Source organism: Desertivirga arenae (assembly GCF_017355785.1).
GTDB classification, from domain to species: Bacteria; Bacteroidota; Bacteroidia; order Sphingobacteriales; family Sphingobacteriaceae; genus Desertivirga; species Desertivirga arenae.
The window spans coordinates 160,774-177,823 of sequence record NZ_JAFEWE010000014.1 but is presented as its reverse complement, the minus strand read 5'-3'; the positions used below and the strand labels follow the sequence as shown (position 1 = coordinate 177,823).

General features: G+C 41.1%; 15 protein-coding genes. 12 read left to right on the top strand and 3 right to left on the bottom strand.

What is annotated here, in order from left to right; translation table 11 throughout:
• Positions 1-105: 105 nt before the first annotated feature.
• The 3 genes from J4N24_RS25940 (at position 106) to J4N24_RS21115 (ending at position 3,155) form a co-directional block, all read left to right on the top strand.
• Positions 106-261 (top strand): DUF6804 family protein, encoded by a 156-nt coding sequence (locus tag J4N24_RS25940; protein ID WP_369806248.1) that lies wholly within the window; start codon positions 106-108, stop codon positions 259-261.
• A 277-nt stretch (positions 262-538) separates the two neighbouring features.
• Entirely contained in the window at positions 539-2,158 is a 1,620-nt protein-coding gene (locus tag J4N24_RS21120; protein WP_207535733.1) for a DNA recombination protein RmuC, read from the top strand.
• Positions 2,159-2,261: 103 nt separating this feature from the next.
• Positions 2,262-3,155, top strand: a complete 894-nt coding sequence (locus tag J4N24_RS21115; RefSeq protein ID WP_207535732.1) for a DUF3293 domain-containing protein — start codon at positions 2,262-2,264, stop codon at positions 3,153-3,155.
• 383 nt (positions 3,156-3,538) lie between these two features.
• On the opposite strand, the gene J4N24_RS21110 is transcribed toward J4N24_RS21115, so the two are convergent.
• Entirely contained in the window at positions 3,539-4,033 is a 495-nt protein-coding gene (locus tag J4N24_RS21110) for a hypothetical protein (RefSeq protein ID WP_207535731.1), read from the bottom strand.
• A 27-nt stretch (positions 4,034-4,060) separates the two neighbouring features.
• Entirely contained in the window at positions 4,061-4,417 is a 357-nt protein-coding gene (locus J4N24_RS21105; protein ID WP_207535729.1) for a hypothetical protein, read from the bottom strand.
• A gap of 160 nt (positions 4,418-4,577) precedes the next feature.
• On the opposite strand from J4N24_RS21105, the gene J4N24_RS21100 reads away from it, so the two are divergent.
• From J4N24_RS21100 to recB, 4 genes are all read left to right on the top strand, one after another.
• On the top strand, positions 4,578-4,919 hold the full coding sequence (locus J4N24_RS21100) for a hypothetical protein (RefSeq protein WP_207535728.1): 342 nt from the start codon (positions 4,578-4,580) through the stop codon (positions 4,917-4,919).
• A gap of 156 nt (positions 4,920-5,075) precedes the next feature.
• Positions 5,076-6,869: an exodeoxyribonuclease V subunit alpha gene (recD, locus tag J4N24_RS21095; protein ID WP_207535727.1), complete on the top strand. Its 1,794-nt coding sequence runs from the start codon at positions 5,076-5,078 to the stop codon at positions 6,867-6,869.
• A 9-nt stretch (positions 6,870-6,878) separates the two neighbouring features.
• Positions 6,879-10,091 carry an exodeoxyribonuclease V subunit gamma gene (gene recC, locus J4N24_RS21090; protein ID WP_207535726.1) on the top strand — a complete coding sequence of 1,071 codons (3,213 nt, stop codon included), beginning with the start codon at positions 6,879-6,881 and terminating at the stop codon, positions 10,089-10,091.
• Positions 10,084-13,512, top strand: coding sequence for an exodeoxyribonuclease V subunit beta (gene recB / locus J4N24_RS21085; RefSeq protein WP_207535725.1), 3,429 nt, complete (start codon positions 10,084-10,086; stop codon positions 13,510-13,512). Before recC ends, recB begins: the two co-directional genes overlap by 8 nt.
• A gap of 78 nt (positions 13,513-13,590) precedes the next feature.
• On the opposite strand, the gene J4N24_RS21080 is transcribed toward recB, so the two are convergent.
• On the bottom strand, positions 13,591-14,601 hold the full coding sequence (locus J4N24_RS21080) for a helix-turn-helix transcriptional regulator (RefSeq protein ID WP_207535724.1): 1,011 nt from the start codon (positions 14,599-14,601) through the stop codon (positions 13,591-13,593).
• 132 nt (positions 14,602-14,733) lie between these two features.
• On the opposite strand from J4N24_RS21080, the gene J4N24_RS21075 reads away from it, so the two are divergent.
• The 5 genes from J4N24_RS21075 to J4N24_RS21055 are packed head-to-tail and all read left to right on the top strand — an operon-like array spanning position 14,734 to position 17,034.
• Complete coding sequence (locus tag J4N24_RS21075) at positions 14,734-15,453, top strand: hypothetical protein (RefSeq protein WP_207535723.1); 720 nt, start codon at positions 14,734-14,736, stop codon at positions 15,451-15,453.
• A gap of 5 nt (positions 15,454-15,458) precedes the next feature.
• Entirely contained in the window at positions 15,459-15,722 is a 264-nt protein-coding gene (locus J4N24_RS21070) for a hypothetical protein (RefSeq protein WP_207535722.1), read from the top strand.
• Between the two features lie 56 nt (positions 15,723-15,778).
• The gene (locus tag J4N24_RS21065; RefSeq protein WP_207535721.1) at positions 15,779-16,189 is read left to right on the top strand and encodes a hypothetical protein; all 411 of its coding nucleotides are present in this window, start codon (positions 15,779-15,781) and stop codon (positions 16,187-16,189) included.
• A 21-nt stretch (positions 16,190-16,210) separates the two neighbouring features.
• Positions 16,211-16,591 (top strand): hypothetical protein, encoded by a 381-nt coding sequence (locus J4N24_RS21060; RefSeq protein WP_207535720.1) that lies wholly within the window; start codon positions 16,211-16,213, stop codon positions 16,589-16,591.
• 56 nt (positions 16,592-16,647) lie between these two features.
• Positions 16,648-17,034: a hypothetical protein gene (locus J4N24_RS21055; protein WP_207535719.1), complete on the top strand. Its 387-nt coding sequence runs from the start codon at positions 16,648-16,650 to the stop codon at positions 17,032-17,034.
• Positions 17,035-17,050: the final 16 nt, after the last annotated feature.

Here is a 17,050-nt window from a genome sequence, read left to right as displayed (position 1 = left end):
AGCTTTTTGGGTCAATCCACTTTCTTTCCACTGCTGCACCGCCTGGCGCATTTGTGCTACTTTCTTCATCCTGCAAAGAAATAGTAGATTTAGGTGAAAGTAAAGATGGGGTTGGTCAGGCGCTTACCTATTCTCTTCAATCCAATTTCTCCTATTTATCTATATGATAAAGGAATTTGGCGTTGGATAGATGGGTTTGTAGCATTAATTTTTATAGTGCGAGCATTTAAGGATGAAGGACGTACGACTATCAAAGGATAAGTAACTATATGATCCTTCATCCTAGCTTTAACAAGGTTACAACGTTATAATCTTAACGCGTTGCGCTTTGCATATCACAATTTATCTTTATCATCAGGAAATTTGCATGCTGTCACTTAACCATAAACCCTTTCTTCAATGAACAAGGGAATAGAGTTTGGTCGTTCTTACAAACAGCATTACAGTTATTACATATGCTTCAACCAAAATAATATTTAAACGCAAATAGGTTGCGTCCGAACCATCCAATTTTATGTCTCAATAATAATAACTTAATATGGAAATAGTATTTATAGCTCTAATAGCTTTGATCTTGCTAATTTCAATCGTCACATTGATGATTGTTCTAAAGAAAAGCTCTGGTAGTAGCCCGATGGAGGGCGAATTGAATTTTAAGCTTCAAAGTTTAACTGGAGACATCGTGAGGATTGAGAGTGCCGTTAAATCAGAGATTGCTGTTAATAGAAAGGAAAGTAGTGAGGCGGCAAAGGAAGATAGGGAAGAACTTTCTAAATCAATTCATTCATTTGGTGAATTGATTAGTAGTTCTATTAAAGAAACTAGTAGGCTACAAAAGGAACAACTCGAATTATTTTCCTTTAACCTGAACAATTTAAAAGACGGAATGGAGAGCAAGTTGAGTCAATTAACTACTGTTATAGAGGGTAAATTGAACGGGTTCGCCGAAAGTAGTACTAGTAATTCAAGAGAAAGCCGACAAGAGCTGAACACTGCCCTTGACAACTTTCAACTGAACTTCTCGAAGCAAATTGAATCTTATGGTGCGGCCCAGCGCAATAGTTTTATTGACTTACAAAGCAAACAGTCTGAACAGAATAAAATGACTTCCGAAAGGCTGGACCAAATGAGATTTGTGCTTGACCAGAAATTTACTGCTTTGCAGAAAGGAAATGAAGAAAAGTTGGAGTTTATGCGCAATACTCTAGAGAAAAAGATTGAGTTGATGCAAACCGGCAACGAGAAAAAACTTGAGGAGATGAGGGTTACAGTTGATGAGAAATTAGAGAAAACTTTAGAGTCCCGACTTGGAGAATCATTTAAACAGGTTAGCGAACGGTTGGAAGCGGTACATAAAGGCTTGGGTGACATGCAACAATTGGCTACCGGCGTTGGAGATTTGAAAAAGGTATTAAGCAATGTAAAGACCCGCGGAGTAATGGGAGAGTATCAACTGGAAAATATCCTTGAACAGATTCTAACACCCGAACAATATGGGAAAAATGTTAAAACAAAAGAAGGTTCGAACGCACTTGTCGAGTTTGCTATTAAAATGCCTGGAAAAGGGGAAAAGGACAAAAGTATTTGGCTGCCGATTGATTCGAAATTCCCGAAAGAGGACTTTGAACTATTAATAGATGCTTATGAAAAGGGGGCTCCAGAGTTGATAGAAGAACATAGAAAGAACTTTGTTAGGGGTATTAAGAAGTGTGCTGCAGATATTAGCGGGAAGTATGTTGATCCGCCACACACGACCGATTTTGCCATCCTTTTTCTTCCATTTGAAAGTCTATATGCAGAAGTGTTAAGAACTCCAGGCTTATTTGAATCTATACAAAGAGAATGTAAAATTATTATCACCGGACCAACTACTCTTTCTGCGTTACTTAGCAGCTTGCAGATGGGCTTTAGAACCCTGGCCATTGAGAAACGATCAAGTGAGGTATGGGAAGTACTGGGAGCTGTTAAGACTGAATTTAAATCCTTCGGTGGAATCCTTGAAAAAACTCAGAAGAAGTTGCAGGAAGCCACAAATAATCTTGAAAGTGTTGGTGTCCGCTCTCGAGCTATGGAAAGGAAACTCAAAACAGTTGAGGAACATCCAACTGATAAAACTTTGGAATTACTAGGGGATAATATTGGTATTATTACAGAATAGTTGCAATCCTAAACAACGGGTATTTGCTCATACAAGAAACGGCAATACCTTTTTGTATGTATAATTATTTCCCCTTTTTGTTATATACTAAGTTATTATACTCATGATAGATAAAAATTTAATAGAAGCTTACCAGGAAACCGTTTTTAAAGTTTACAATCCGCACCTGGAAATAAGAATCGACGAGGTGAACTCTGACCTTGACGAACTTCTAAAGGCACAAAACCAAACTGATTATGCCTACATAACCGCTTGGAATCCTTTCTCCCAGCTCCAGTCTCCGGATAAGAATCAACATTTCAATGAATTGTTGGCAAATGATTTAAAAGAGTACGTGACTTATACTGGTGAAGGTGTAGGAAGCGATGAAAGTTGGGCACCTGAAGAGAGCTTTCTAGTAATAGGGATTTCAAAAGATAGGGCTACAGAGCTGGCTAAAAAATACGGCCAAAACGCCATTGTATTTGGAACTATAGGTGGCACACCTGAATTAGTTTTCCTGGAATATTCATCTGCAGAGCGTTTATTAGCTCCCTTAAATATAAGCCCCCCAGGTTCTTTGCCTTATTTATTTAGTAAGGGCTTGAATCTGAAGATTAATCTTTTCGGTAACGGAAGCTTTGAGGGCTGGATAGATGTAGCTAGATCGTCAGTTGAATTGTTCCAAAACATAAGTAGATTAGAGGAAGGAGAACAGACACCTGGAATGTTATTGGTTTTCGAAAATACTCGTACACCAGCACTCATCAATTTAGACGCTCCGTTCAATTTTCAATCTGTATGGATTAAGGAAAAGGAAAATGGAGAATTAATAGTCGAAAAAATAGGAACCCATATGGCTAGTGACGTGGTTAAAGGTCCCTTTATTCAAACTGTAGCAGAGTATCGTTTTCTTTTGTTACTGCCGACAAAAACGTTTAAACTACCTGTATCCAAAATTCAATATGGAATACTAAGCGTTCAAAATGGTGCCCTAGCATGGGATATCGAAAGTTAAAATAAAAGCTCATTTGCTGCCAAGAATGATTAATGCACGTACATTGCATTAATCATTCCTTCCTTTGCACCATAATTAATTAACATGGAGCAGAGCCACAGTATTCGATTAATAGTTTGCCGGGAGATCAACAGAAATGAATGCCCTTGGCTAGAAAGGACTTATTTTCCTGGTGAATTGGTATACAAGTATAATGGTCCCACTTATGGTTGTGTTGCAAGGTCTGCTCTGGCTGTAACAGAATTGGAGAACAAAATTTTTTTTTTTCAAGTTCCTAAGGATTCCGTTATTGCTTTTTAAGTAGCACCTGTATTAGAAAGACCGCTGACAATTTTTGGCTTTGTCAAATCGAGTATCTTTATTTTTTATTATAGAATCGGTTTTTATAATCTATAAGATCCTGCTATAATCTTTTGTGTCTTATTTTCCCTAATCTTTATTTCCACGGTCTCAAGGTCGCAAAGGGCTTTTAGCCTTTCATACTCTTCACCATATCTTTTTATTCTTCTATATCGGGATTGGGTTCGATATATAATGAGAAAATCAATATGGGAATCACCGTTTAGAGCTTGAAATAGTTCCTTTACCATTTTTTTAGTGTAGGGTTGATTCCAATGAACCTTTTCAGGAGCAGTTTTACAAGCATCGGAAGGTGCATATTTGAAAATTTGTAGATCTACTAATAATAGATAAGTTTTATCATTGTCACCGAAATTTTCAGTTAAACCATCCGCAGAATTTTGAGACCTTCTTCCGTGAACAAAATCCATAACTGCTTTTCTGAGGGCTGGATAATCACTGGAATCAGCATGTGAAACAATAGTTCGGTTCTTATAAACTTCATTTATTGTAAGTCGGTAATAGGTTTTGTTACTCATCTTATGACCGAAAATACAATAAGAAATTTACTCCTCATAGTCCCATTCAAAATAATTCCCCGGTACGTAAAACCAAGCTGCAAATTTTGGCTCGCCTTCAAGCTCGGATAACTTCTTAAACGAACCAAAGTACCATTGAGAGTCCTGCGGGTAGGACTGGTACATCTCATAGGATTCAAAGGCGATTTCCTTTACAACATCTTCGGCTATGATAGCGCGTACTCCAATGCGTTGTTCTTTCGCACGTTGCAGTACTATCTCAAAATCTTCTTTTGTAAAGAGTGGCCATCCTAGTTGCGTCCTGGTGGTTTTGTAATCTATCAATCCCTTATAGATATTATTGTTTAGGTATCTTGCTTCTGCTATTTTTTGTTCTTCTGTCATCCCCTTAATTTTTCTGCAAAGTCGGTGTCGTCCCCGCAGTGTATTTGCGTAGGTAATATAAGAAGTAGGTGTGTTTTCGCAAAAATTCTATTTCGTTCTTTCAATGCAGATACGCTGCATCCTTCCTCAATAGCTTTGTCCAAGCAAATAAGAAAAGACTATGAGACAAACAACAGACCCTTATCAAAGCTTCAAAAGAGGAATTACCAGCGACCTTATTTCGGCAGCTATTAATCTTACTGGGGGTTTCGGCGTATTTTTACTGATATGGATCCTATTGGTAGGGGTATGGGCACTGATCTCTGAAAAAAGTGGTTTGAGTGATTCTGCCAGACTAATGGTGCTGGGATTCTTGGCGGTTATTATTCCTTGCCTCTTCTTCAGACGAACTGCAAACTTCATCGTCAAGCTTTGGGGATTGCTTTTATTACTGGTAATTGGCGGCCTTGTGATCTTTGTGTTCGGCTGGTTTACCTTTATGATGTTGAAGCAGGCCTTTTAATAGGAATAGAATCCTCTGGCATAGCCTTGAAGAATTTTTTAGGATCATAGGCAGGATTCCCAAAATTATCTATATTGAGAGCGTTTTACCGGGGTGTCCTTCCGGTGTATACAAGCCTTATTTTAAATAGTATTATCACAAATCACCTTATAATTTATGGTACAAACCCTAAACGATGTTCATCACCAGTTCGCTTCGTTTTTTAAAAGTCCGGGTCTTCAACCTTATGCTTATCTGGTTTCCAGGAAGCTGAGTGAAGGGCATATCTGTTTACAATTGGATTCGCTTGAGGAAGATTGGGAGAGTTTACCTTCTGTGTTTAAGGAGCAGGACTCGGTCACTTTTAATCTCGAATTGGAGCAGCAGGTTGGAAAAGACAATTTGGATACGCAGCCTTTTATCCTTTCTAATAACCGCCTTTATCTGCAGCGTTACTTTAAGTACGAAACGGCAATTCTTGAACGCATTATTGAATTCACGAAAGCCGGACAACGAGAGCGGGAAAAAAGATTACTCGGTCTTCAGAAGCATAGTGCTTTAATTAAAGATCTATTTAAGGCTCATAGTAGTACAGACTTGCCTTATTGCGACTGGCAACTGGCTGCTGCGATTACAGCAGTACTCAATAACTTTACGATTATTACCGGTGGTCCTGGTACGGGGAAAACTACTACCATTGCTAAAGTTCTGGCTATCCTTTTCGCTACGGACAGCGATCTTAAGGTTGCCCTGGCAGCACCGACAGGGAAAGCTGCGGCGAGGATGGCCGAATCGCTGAAGTCGGCAAAAATAGCGCTTGACGAACGGACAAAGGAACGTTTCCTGGCTTTAGAGCCATCTACGATGCACCGTTTACTAGGTTATGTCCCAGGAAGTATTTACTTCAAGCACAATAGCGGGAACCCATTGCCTTATGATGTGGTGATCGTTGACGAATCGTCTATGATCGATGTGGCCATGTTCTCCAAGTTGTTAAGTGCAATCGGTCCTGATACTCGTTTGATTCTGTTGGGGGATAAAGACCAGTTGGCCTCAGTTGAAGCAGGCAGCTTGTTTGGAGACTTATGCCAATCACAAGATCAGCTGAATCTCTTTTCTAAGGACTATATTCAGTTGATCAATTCCTTTATGGACGGGAAGTTCAAGCCTCTTTCAGATTATTCATCACCTACCATTACTCATCCTCTTTTTGAGCATTTGGTGGAGCTGCAGGTGAGTCACCGCTTTAAAGGTGATGAAGGCATTGGAAAGATCAGTCGCGCCGTAATTAATAATGACCAGGAGGTAATTAAAAACTTCATGACCTCCAACACTGATCCTCAGGTTCGTTTTGATTCCTCTTATTCACAGGAACTGTTTGAGGAATTTGTATCGGGTTATCAGGAGTATATTCAGGAGCCCGATATTGCTACTGCCTTGAAAAAGCTGAACAAGCTACGGGTGCTTTGTGCCATCAGGGAAGGGGAACAGGGCTTGTACACCACCAATAGAAAGATTGAAAAGGTGCTGAGCGATAAGAAACTGATCAGCTTGAAAGGCGATTTCTACGAGCATCGTCCTGTTATTATAACGAGCAACAACTATACACTTGGTCTTTATAACGGCGATATCGGTATTGTTCGGCCCGACAATCAGGGTAACTTGAAAGTCTGGTTCGAGACTGCGGAAGGGAAATTGAATGGCATTCTGCCCGGATTGCTCTCACAGGTGGAAACGGTATATGCCATGACGATCCATAAAAGTCAGGGTTCTGAGTTTGATCAGGTACTGGTATTGCTGCCCGACACTACTGAAGTAGCCATCCTAACCAGAGAGCTACTCTATACCGGCATCACGCGTGCAAAATCGGAAGTGTATATTCAAGCTACGGAGGAGCTTGTTTTGGAGACAGCAGCACGGCAGGTAAGTCGGGCATCTGGTATCAGCGAACGTTTTCTTAACCTATCCTAATTACACACCATGTCTTTACAATTAAAAGTCTCTAACTCTCTCGCTAATCTGGCTAAGGAGCTATGCAGCGATCTTAAAAATACTACCCGTTCTGTGTTTCATACGGATTACGTGATTACGCAAACGGAAGGAATGAATAGCTGGCTTAAAATGCAAATGGCAGACCATTTGGGTATTGCAGCGAATTACCAGTTCCTCAAACCCAATGATCTTATTCACCAGGCTTACCGCATTCTGGGTGGGCAATATCAGCAGCCTTTATCGGCAGAAAACCAATGTTGGCTGCTCTATTCTGTACTGGCTGAGGAGGAGTTTATCAAGTCATACCCTGAGGTTGCTAACTATTACCTGGACGCAGCAGAGGTAGGGGATCTGAAAAGAATGGCACTGGCAGAAAAAGTGGCCGACCTTTTCGATCAGTACCAGATCTACCGCCCGGAGATGATCAGTGCCTGGAATCAGGCGGATTTAAAGTCGCTAAAGGGGGATAAGGAGGAATGGCAGCAATATATTTGGGTGAGATGCAAGGAGCTTCTGGGTGATAAATTACCTGATAAAAGCACCGTGGGCAACTTCATTGTGAACGCCTTGAAGGATCCTCAGAACCAGGACAGGATCCGCCAGTTACTTCCATCGGCCTATATCTTCGGCCTTTCGGTAAGTACGGCCTTTCACCTGCAGATATTCCATGAACTTGGCCTGTATTCGGAAATACGTTTTTATCTCCTGAATCCTGCTCCATCTGTTTATTGGTTTGAAGATAAGAGTGAAAAGCAACTGGCATTTTTGCGGAAGAAAGGCTGGGCATTCAGCGATGACGAGAGTTATGGAAATGCCTTGCTTACCAGCTGGGGTAAGGTTATTCAGAATACGTTTTCGCTGTTGTTTCAGCATGACGATATCCTGAACACTTACGAAGAACTGGATGTTGAAGAACCTTTAGGAGATTCATTGCTGCACAAGATCCAGCAGGATATCTATCATAATCGCCCGGGTACTGAAAGGACCACCTTAGCCTTGGAACAGATCCAGGATGGCTCACTTAGCATTCATTCTTGTTATACTCCTGCAAGGGAAGTGGAGGCGCTGTATAATTACCTGGTGCATCTGGTGGATAAAGGAGCTGAAAAGATCTCAGCGCGGGATATTGTGGTGATGGTAACGGATGTGAATGCATATGCTCCGTATATAAGAGCGGTGTTTGATAACGCGCCTTATCAGTTTCCTTATACCGTTGCTGATGAAAGTTATACCGAGGATGATACTATTGCCGCCGCTTTGAATGCGATCTTCTGCTTGAATGAAGAGAACTTTAAAGCGGAGGAGGTGCTGCAAGTGCTGGATTCCAGCTATGTGAGAAACCGTTTTGGTATTACAGATCTGCAACTGATCAGAAAGGTGGTTAATGCTGCTGGAATACGTTTTGGCATTGAAGGAAGCAGGGAGGACGATAGTGTGTACCTGAGCTGGAAATATGGCTTGAAAAGGATCATCTACGGTGTTTGTATCAGTGGTGAAGAGGAATATCATGATGGTCTCGACGAGTTCTATCCTTTGGATTTGATGGAGGGTCAGGCGGCTCAGGAACTTATTCGTTTCTGCCACTTTGTAGAGGTACTCATCTCAGCTATTGAAGCAAGGAAAACTGACCGGAGTCTTGTTGGCTGGGCCAGCTATACAGAACAGATATTAAGCAATCTGATCATTAATTCTGCTGAGGAGCCTGAAGAGGATTACGCATTGCTGTTAAAGCAATTGGAGAAGTATAATAGCCTGGACGAGATCATGCAGGAGGATTTAAGCTATGAGGTATTCTCCCGTACCTTCCTACAAAATATCAGTTCGGCGGCTAAAGTAGGTTCCTTTGCTGGCGGGGGGATTACTTTCTGTTCGCTGATCCCGATGCGAAGTATTCCGTTTAAGATCGTTGCCTTGCTGGGATTGAATTTCGATAAGTTCCCGAGACGGGAACAGGCTGCCGGATTTAGTTTAATGGAGCGAGAGAAGAGGAAGGGGGATCGTAATGTGAAGGAGAACGATAAGCATCTTTTCCTTGAGACATTGCTATCTGCCAGGAAATATCTTTATCTGAGTTATATCGGTCAGGATGTTAAGGATAATGGGCATCTACCACCTTCTGGTTTAATCGACGAATTGCTGGATTACATCCAGGCCGGGTATGAGGGGCCAGAGAAATTGAATGATCTGCTCGTGATCCATCATCCATTGCATGCCTTCAGCAAGAAATATAACAGCAGTTTGCCTGGCTTGTACGATTATCGTTATCAGTCAGAACAAGCTACAATTACGGATAAGCTACTGACTAAGACGGCCTCGCCAAGACTAGCGCTGGAAGAAATAAGTCTCGATGCTCTTATTAAATTCTGTAAGCATCCTATTAAAACGTATTTTAATAATGTATTAAGCATTAGGTATGAAAGTGAGGAGTCTTTACTGAGTGATACAGAAGTATTTAAGACGGATCACCTGCAGGATTGGAACCTTAAGAATAATACACTCGGACTGGAGGAAGAGGAGCGGGATCTGCTAAGGGCTGAGTTGTTGAAGAAAGCCGCTTTGCCTTTGAAGAATATGTCTGCTATTACTTTTCACACTATCGAAGAGACGGTAGCTCCGGTTAGAGAAATTTATAATACTTGTATCGATTGCGCAGAAGAACAGGTAGAGCATTTTGAGATTAATTTTCCGGAAGAGGGTATGCGCCTGACAGGAAAAATTGCCGGGATCTTTGAGAGGAAGCAGGTGGAGGTTTGTTGGTCTGGTAACGATGTTAAAAATATGTTGGATGCTTATATTCGGTATCTGGCAGGGAGAGCAGCTGGTCTTGATATAAGCTTACATTTTATCAGCTCGGCTAAAGCGGCTCGTTTTGATGCTATTGGTTTTAGTGCGGAGGAAGCCCGCAACAAACTGTTAGATCTTATAAAGCTTTATAAAGAAGGCCACCAGCATGCCCTGTGCTTTTGGGTAGGCTTTAAACTAAAGCTTAGTAAGCTGGCGGAATTGGATCATGAAGCCTTTATATCGCATGTGCGCGGGACCGTGAATCATTTTGAATTCCCCTGCGACGACCCTTACATCCTTGCCAAGTATGCGGAAGGATATTTCGAAGAGGAGCTTTCTTTTGAGCTGCACCAGCGTTGTGCCGGCTTATTACTTGAACCATTAATTCACCTTTTCCCCGATTACGATCATGCCTGATATCACTTTTAAACCTTTTAATCCGGCTACAGTAGCCCTGGATGGAACAAACCTAATTGAAGCCAGTGCCGGAACTGGCAAAACATATTCTATCGCTATACTCGCCCTACGTCTACTACTAGAAAAACAATTGACTGTTAAGGAGATATTGATGGTCACCTTTACCAAAGCTGCTGTTGCAGAATTGGAAGAACGTATCCGTTTATTCATCCGGGAGGCCTACCGTTCGAGTGAGGGAGAAACTATTACTGACGATACTATCGCTGCTTTAGTAGGGCAAGCAATTGATCTTCATGGACAGGATGAAATAGTAAGGACATTGCGGGAAGCAGTGCTATTTCTGGATGAAACTTCGGTACTGACCATTCACAGCTTTTGCCAGCAAACCTTGAATGAATTTGCTTTTGAAACCAGACAGCTGTTCGGAGCTGAACTTGTTCAGGACACGAGCGGAATGCTGATGGATGAACTCAATAAGTTCTGGCGAGGGTACATTACCAGTATTCCTACGAAAGTGTTGGGTCTGCTGATCAGGAATGGCTTAAGTCGCGAAAACTTAAAGAAGGTGGTCGACGAACATATCCAGGGGAAAAGGTTCCTTATTTTTAACCCTGAGGAATGTTATGATTTAAAGGATGAGGAACTTACCAACTTTCATCAGAATTACACTGAGGCTTGGGAAAGGGCGGATTCAGCCTGGGAGAGGATTGTTACTTATGTAAGGAATAACCCGGAGGAGATGAGGCAGCGTTGCGATTCGAATTCTCATGCCCGGAAGAATATGCTAGATCTTTATGATCAACCAGAAGCCCTGTTGGAATTTATAGAAAATAACAGCACTAAGAAATATATCGAAAAAACATTTCCTGAAATCCTGGTCCAACTGGAAGAGTATAATAACCTGAAAAGGGTGGCTACTCAACTTGTTGTCAATTTAATCCGGCACATTACCTGCTTTGCTATAAGTATCATAACAAAAGGACTTTATAAAAGTAAGACTTCCCGAAATCAGATGGCTTTTGACGATCTGATTGGAAACCTTCATGTGGCTTTGGTTAAAACTGAAAATCCTGTTTTAGTATCTAAGCTGCAGCAGAAATATAAGGCTGTATTTATTGATGAGTTTCAGGACACGGACCGTTATCAATACGAAATCTTCAACAGAGCTTTTGGTACGGAGACTATTCTGTTTTACATCGGCGATCCAAAACAAAGTATTTACGCATGGAGAAAGGCGGATATAGAAACTTACTTTGAAGCCAGAAGAAGTGTTGCCAACGTATATGGAATGAACAGGAATTTCCGTTCTTCTAAATCTTTGATCGAGGCAATGAATAGCTTCTTCCTGCCTGAAGAAAACTTTGATACCTTCCATTTTGCTGCTGAAGATTCTGCTATCAATTATATTCCTGTTGAATCTCCTGAGCCAAACACCAAGGGGGAGCTTGTCTTTGAAGGTTCAGCAGCGGTTCCAGTAACGATAACAGAGCTGGCAAATAAGGATTCTATTGCAGAAGCTGTTGCCCAGCAGGTATTGGATTTACTAAGCAACCGGTCGTACACCATTTACGGAAAGGAGAAACGTAAGGTTCGTCCTTCGGATATCGGGATCCTTGTACGTACAGGTACGGAAGGCGCAACTATAAAAAACCGACTTGCTGCCTTGGGCATACCAGCAGTAACGATAGGAGATGCCAGGGTATTGAACTCTGAAGAATCATCCTATGTGCTTTACTTGTTGGAGGCTATGGAAAACATTTCTACTGCGGCGATTAATAAAGCATTGCTTTCGCCTTTTACCGGCTACCTCGACTTCCAGATACTGCAGTTAGATGATCAGGCGGTGGTTGAGTTGTTCAGGAGATATAAGAACCTATGGGAGGATGAAGGTATTTATCCTGCGATGAATGCTTTTATTGCTGATTTTGGGGTGAATAAACGCCTCCTGGATAGACCAGGTACCGGTGAACGTAGTATTACAAACCTTTATCAGCTGGTAGAGCTACTTCATAAGGTCCAGTCCCGGAAACGTTTTTCTTCGCTTGAACTGATCAGCTGGTTGAAACGAGGGATAGAAGGCATGGAGACAGAGGGAGATGAGTACGTTCAGCGTATTGAGAGTGATGAAGAATGCGTGAACATCGTGACTATCCATAAAAGTAAGGGCTTGGAATATAAGATCGTGCTGGCACCTTACCTGGATTTGAAGGCCGAGCCTTATAGTAAAATTACTTATTGGAGTTTCAGAGATCCGGATACCGGGCAATACGTTGGTGAACATAAGAATATGATCAGTGCGGATCATCATGCCGCCTTTTTAAGGCAGACGGAACAAGAGAACCGCCGGCTTATCTATGTCGCCATTACTCGTGCTGTTTATAAGTGCTTCATTTATAGAGTTACCAGGGGCAGCAGCTCTCTTTCTTATTTTGTTGAGGCTATCAAGCGCAACCTTCCTGATGGGGTACAAATAACCACAGCTATGGCTGAGCCTGAAGCAGAACGGTATGAAAGGAAAGAAGCACTAGCTTTAAAACATGAAATGCCTATTGTCGACTTTGATCTTTTGCATAAGAACTGGGTGAAGATGAGTTATTCACGACTACGAGCAGATCATAATACCTCTATCAAACTCAGGGCTAACGAGTTTACAAACAACTACGATCGCTTCATTTTCTCGGAGTTAAAGGCAGGAGCGAAGACGGGAAATATGCTGCATTATATTTTTGAGAATATTGCGTTTGATAATCAGGACAAGTGGGACAGGGTGATCCGTCAGGCTGTACTGCAGTTTTATGGCAAACAGGAAGACGAAAGGCTGTACGCATTGATCTTTACGATGCTGGAGCAAGTTCTAGGTGCTGCAATGAATATCGACGGTAGTACTTTTAGCCTTAATGAGATTGACCCTTATCGACGAATCAATGAGTTTGAGTTTGATTTCAATGTTTCGCCCTTCAGGGTTCCTGAACTAAAAAAGCTGAGTACTGAAGGTATGGATATTGAAGTAAGGGGTTTTGAGGAATTGGAAGGTATTATGAACGGTAAGATCGACTTGTTCTTTGAACACCAGGGCAAGTATTATGTGCTGGATTGGAAGTCCAACTTCCTGGGGGATTCTATTGAGAATTACAATGAGGAGGCCTTACAGCAGGCCATGAATGAAAATAATTACCATTTGCAGTATCTAATCTACACGCTTGCCGCCAAGAAATACCTGGAAAGCCGTATTCCGGACTTCGACTACGAGACGCAATTTGGAGGAGTGATTTACCTCTTTGTTCGTGGTGTACGTAAGGATGGATCAACCGGAGTTTTCAAAACGAAACCATCCGTTGAAACCATTAGAAAGCTTGGATTGATTTTAACGGAAGGTGGTTCGGTAGGACTAGGTTCTGCAGTTCGGGTAGGAGTAGTTTAATTACTGTTAAACTAACCTTTATGTGCTGAAAACAAAAGGGAGATTGCTTTGATCTCCCTTTTGTTTTTAATGGTGCTTCTAAAACTTTCCTGCGGCTTTTTGTATCCTGGATTTTATCTTATCTCTTAAACTTGCTGGCTCCAGTATTTCTACTTCGTCAACAAAGCCCATAATGATCCTTTCCAATTCATAATTGATCATCAAACTTAAACTTATAGTAAGAGAAACATTACTTTCTTCTATTACCTGCTGGCTGTGGTGTAAGGGCTGGGTTTTAATATACGGGATCATGGATCCAGTGAATTTTAATACAATACCATCAGGACCCGCATTAGTAGTAGTTATCCCAATAGTATGTTTGAAATAAGTATCAGGATCAGGTCTGAACTCTTCCAGGTATTTCTCATCCGAAATCACATCAAAACCAGAGAGACGGTCGAGTGCAAAGGTTTTGAGATAGCCTTCGTTTTCATACCAGCCAACCAGGTACCAGCGGTTACGATATTCTTTTAGCAAGTAGGGGTGGAACTTGTATTCCTTCTCATATTCGCTGGTGAACTTGCGGTATTTCAGGTTGATCACCTGCTTCTCCTTAATGGCATTCATGAGAGGATTGATCCATTCTAGTCCCTCGCTGGAAGGTGTATGTTCAAAGCAAATGGTCTCCTGGACTTGTTGGTAGGTCTTTAGGTGAACCTTCTTCTCGAGCTTGTTCAAAATACCTTCTACCTCCTTGAAAAACTCTAATCCCTTATAGGTTTTGAATAGCCTTATGGCTGCGGAGAGGTTTTCAATATCCTTTGTAGTGAGGGTAATATTACGGATGGAAAAATCTTTGTCATCATAATAATACTCCCCGTTTTTCCGGATGATAGGTGCATTGTAGCCAAGAAGGTCGCTCCGCATGATCCGGATATCTTCTTCTATGGTACGTTGACTAACAGTGTTTTTGGAAGGTCTTGAATTTGCCTCAAGAAGGGCATCAGTACACTTCTCTGCCAGATCCTGCCAGGTCCATTTCCGGAAACGGTTTTGTAAACACTTGTCTATAGTATGGTAACGGAGTAATGCATCGAAATTAGTAGGCATTGTGATCAAGTTTGTGGTAAAAATAATGGCGGAAGTACCTTTCTTAAAATAAAAGATAAAATTTCTTTCCAGGGCAATGCAAATAGACTGCATTAAGTCGGTCTTTCTTTGTAGCGTTCAAGGAGAAACACTATGAGTAAAAATTTAAATGATTTCAGGACATGGTTTGATGACTATTCAGATGAGCAATTAATAGACCGGTTTAACGAGGAAGTTGGTAAGCCAGGTTGGTCCTCGTCAAGAGCAGAATTTGCAGGTGCAATGATTCACGCTTTTGAAAAAAGAAGCTTTGACGCCTCTGCAATACTAAGCTCTGGGGTACTAAGCCGTAGGAACAGGGTGATGCTAGTTGATAACCGGGTAATTATAGATCCGATTGAGCAGTTATTGAATCCATTCCAAAGTTATAATCCTTCGCTTTTAAATTACCCTTTAAAAGCAACAGGTACTTTGGAATTACCAGGGGAAGATGCAGGGCCCATTAATGTTGATCTAGCCCTGTCTGCTATTGAAATCTTTCAAAATATCAGTGGGATAAGAAAGGTGGCGGATTTCAAAGGAATGATCCTGTGCTTTAATAATCCTCTTATTGGATATTATTGTATGCTTATTGCCAGGTTTGATTACAAGGCTTTATATGTAAAAGAAGCTTCGGCAGGGGAATACCGGATTAGCTATGTTGCAGATTACCCCTTTAATGCTGAAACAAAAGGACTGAACGTTAATCTAATGCATGGTTTTAGTCATATCATTCTGCTTCCAGGTTCTACCACCGAGGTCGACAAAGGCCTAATAGGGGCACGTTTAACAGGAAATTTAACGAACAAAAAGTTTGTAATTAGCAAAGGTTAAGCAAAATGAGTAGAAGTCAGAAACCAAGGCCTCCTTTTACAGAGGAGGACCTGGAAAATATGAAAGCGCTTCTGCCTGATGCAAATACCTATATTAGTGATGAATACAGCTTCGAATTCACTTGCTCAAAAGGGAAGTCTTACACGATTACTTACTACAAGATTGAAGTGCTCAATCTGGATGATGACGCACCTTTAGAAAAGAACTACGAATGGTTTTATTTTGACTGGCAGGAGAACTTGAATTGGAAGATTTATTTTAACCCATAAAAAAGGAGATACATATAGAAGAAGTTTATAACTACGAGCATAAGGTAGAGTACTTTATGCAGTATGAAGGCATGTTTATACTATGCAGCTGGAGCGGGAAGCGATATTTGAATACAGAACAGAATATTCTGATGATTGACCCTGCAGAACTAATGAGCAATTACTTTTTACTGCTCCGGTCGCCCTACCATTTGGAGGATGAAATAGCGAGAGACGTATCTAATATAATGGTCGACGAAGACCTGGTATTTAATGGAATATCCAAGGTTATTCAAAATGGAAGGGAAATAGCTACTCAAGCATACCTTTCGCCCGAAGTTGCAAGTTTCCTGCTAAGGAGAGGTTTTGCAATTCCTTACAAGGGAGTTCCTGCTCGCGAACTTTATTTTCAAGGTTGGATCTGTTTTCAAAATCCTTATCGTAACTTTCTCACCAGCGAGGATTTTCCTCCGTTGATGTTAGCTTAATAAATCCTGAATACCTTTTACATGAGTTTAAAATTATTCCTTAAAACGCATTCCATATGTTTTGTGAAGTCGAGCTCTGCTGACTTTGACTATTTTCTAAAAGGCAGCAGAAGCCTTCAACTTGAAGAATTGGCCGACGCCTATAACAAAAGAGCGGCTTCGGGTTTAAAATCACTTTGTTTAATCTTTAATTCTTTAGAAGACCATGGTATTAAGCTCAGTTACAACTACGATTATGGCATGTTCTATGACAGAATAGAGGTAAAGGCCTCTTTTGAAGGTGGGGGATTGTATTGTGCTGCAGGTGGCCGGTTCGAAGAAAAAAGAGGTGTATATGTTAAAGGGGATAAAGCTCTTGATTTCCTTTGTGAAAAGTTGAGCAATAATTTAGAATTTTCCTAATCAACGCAGTTAGGCTGCGCTCGCTTCCATAACCTTTGTTCCATAATACAAGGCACATGGAATTTTTAATCACCACAGAAGAAGACAAAGAACGCGAAATACAGGCAGCAGTGATCCTGGCAGTAGAAAATTTAAGTGGATACCTGGCCCAACCTGCAGATCTGAAAATTTATTTTGAGGAAGGAGAAAGGATTTTGGTCCACCTGAGGGTACCCGTTCTTAAAAATGCATTCGGTCTGTTAGAGCAGTTGTACAATAATGAAATGATGTTCTTTAAGGTGCTTGCCGCTGAAGTTTCTGAAGAGCTATTTAAGTACCTGCTCTACAATGGGAGAGTTGCCTTCTACAAATTTTACTGCTCGTTCTATAGTGATGTTAGGATCCGTTTCACGGAAGAAGTTTTGGGGAATAATTTTGAAGGGGTGTTTAAGGTTGGGGAGTGATATATTATTAGTTTTA

Excerpts from the sequence above, each read along its gene's own strand:
- J4N24_RS25940 (WP_369806248.1), top strand. The coding sequence starts at position 106 with ATGGGGTTGGTCAGGCGCTTACCTATTCTCTTCAATCCAATTTCTCCT.
- J4N24_RS21120 (WP_207535733.1), top strand. The coding sequence starts at position 539 with ATGGAAATAGTATTTATAGCTCTAATAGCTTTGATCTTGCTAATTTCA.
- J4N24_RS21115 (WP_207535732.1), top strand. The coding sequence starts at position 2,262 with ATGATAGATAAAAATTTAATAGAAGCTTACCAGGAAACCGTTTTTAAA.
- J4N24_RS21110 (WP_207535731.1), bottom strand. The coding sequence starts at position 4,033 with ATGAGTAACAAAACCTATTACCGACTTACAATAAATGAAGTTTATAAG.
- J4N24_RS21105 (WP_207535729.1), bottom strand. The coding sequence starts at position 4,417 with ATGACAGAAGAACAAAAAATAGCAGAAGCAAGATACCTAAACAATAAT.
- J4N24_RS21100 (WP_207535728.1), top strand. The coding sequence starts at position 4,578 with ATGAGACAAACAACAGACCCTTATCAAAGCTTCAAAAGAGGAATTACC.
- recD (WP_207535727.1), top strand. The coding sequence starts at position 5,076 with ATGGTACAAACCCTAAACGATGTTCATCACCAGTTCGCTTCGTTTTTT.
- recC (WP_207535726.1), top strand. The coding sequence starts at position 6,879 with ATGTCTTTACAATTAAAAGTCTCTAACTCTCTCGCTAATCTGGCTAAG.
- recB (WP_207535725.1), top strand. The coding sequence starts at position 10,084 with ATGCCTGATATCACTTTTAAACCTTTTAATCCGGCTACAGTAGCCCTG.
- J4N24_RS21080 (WP_207535724.1), bottom strand. The coding sequence starts at position 14,601 with ATGCCTACTAATTTCGATGCATTACTCCGTTACCATACTATAGACAAG.
- J4N24_RS21075 (WP_207535723.1), top strand. The coding sequence starts at position 14,734 with ATGAGTAAAAATTTAAATGATTTCAGGACATGGTTTGATGACTATTCA.
- J4N24_RS21070 (WP_207535722.1), top strand. The coding sequence starts at position 15,459 with ATGAGTAGAAGTCAGAAACCAAGGCCTCCTTTTACAGAGGAGGACCTG.
- J4N24_RS21065 (WP_207535721.1), top strand. The coding sequence starts at position 15,779 with ATGCAGTATGAAGGCATGTTTATACTATGCAGCTGGAGCGGGAAGCGA.
- J4N24_RS21060 (WP_207535720.1), top strand. The coding sequence starts at position 16,211 with ATGAGTTTAAAATTATTCCTTAAAACGCATTCCATATGTTTTGTGAAG.
- J4N24_RS21055 (WP_207535719.1), top strand. The coding sequence starts at position 16,648 with ATGGAATTTTTAATCACCACAGAAGAAGACAAAGAACGCGAAATACAG.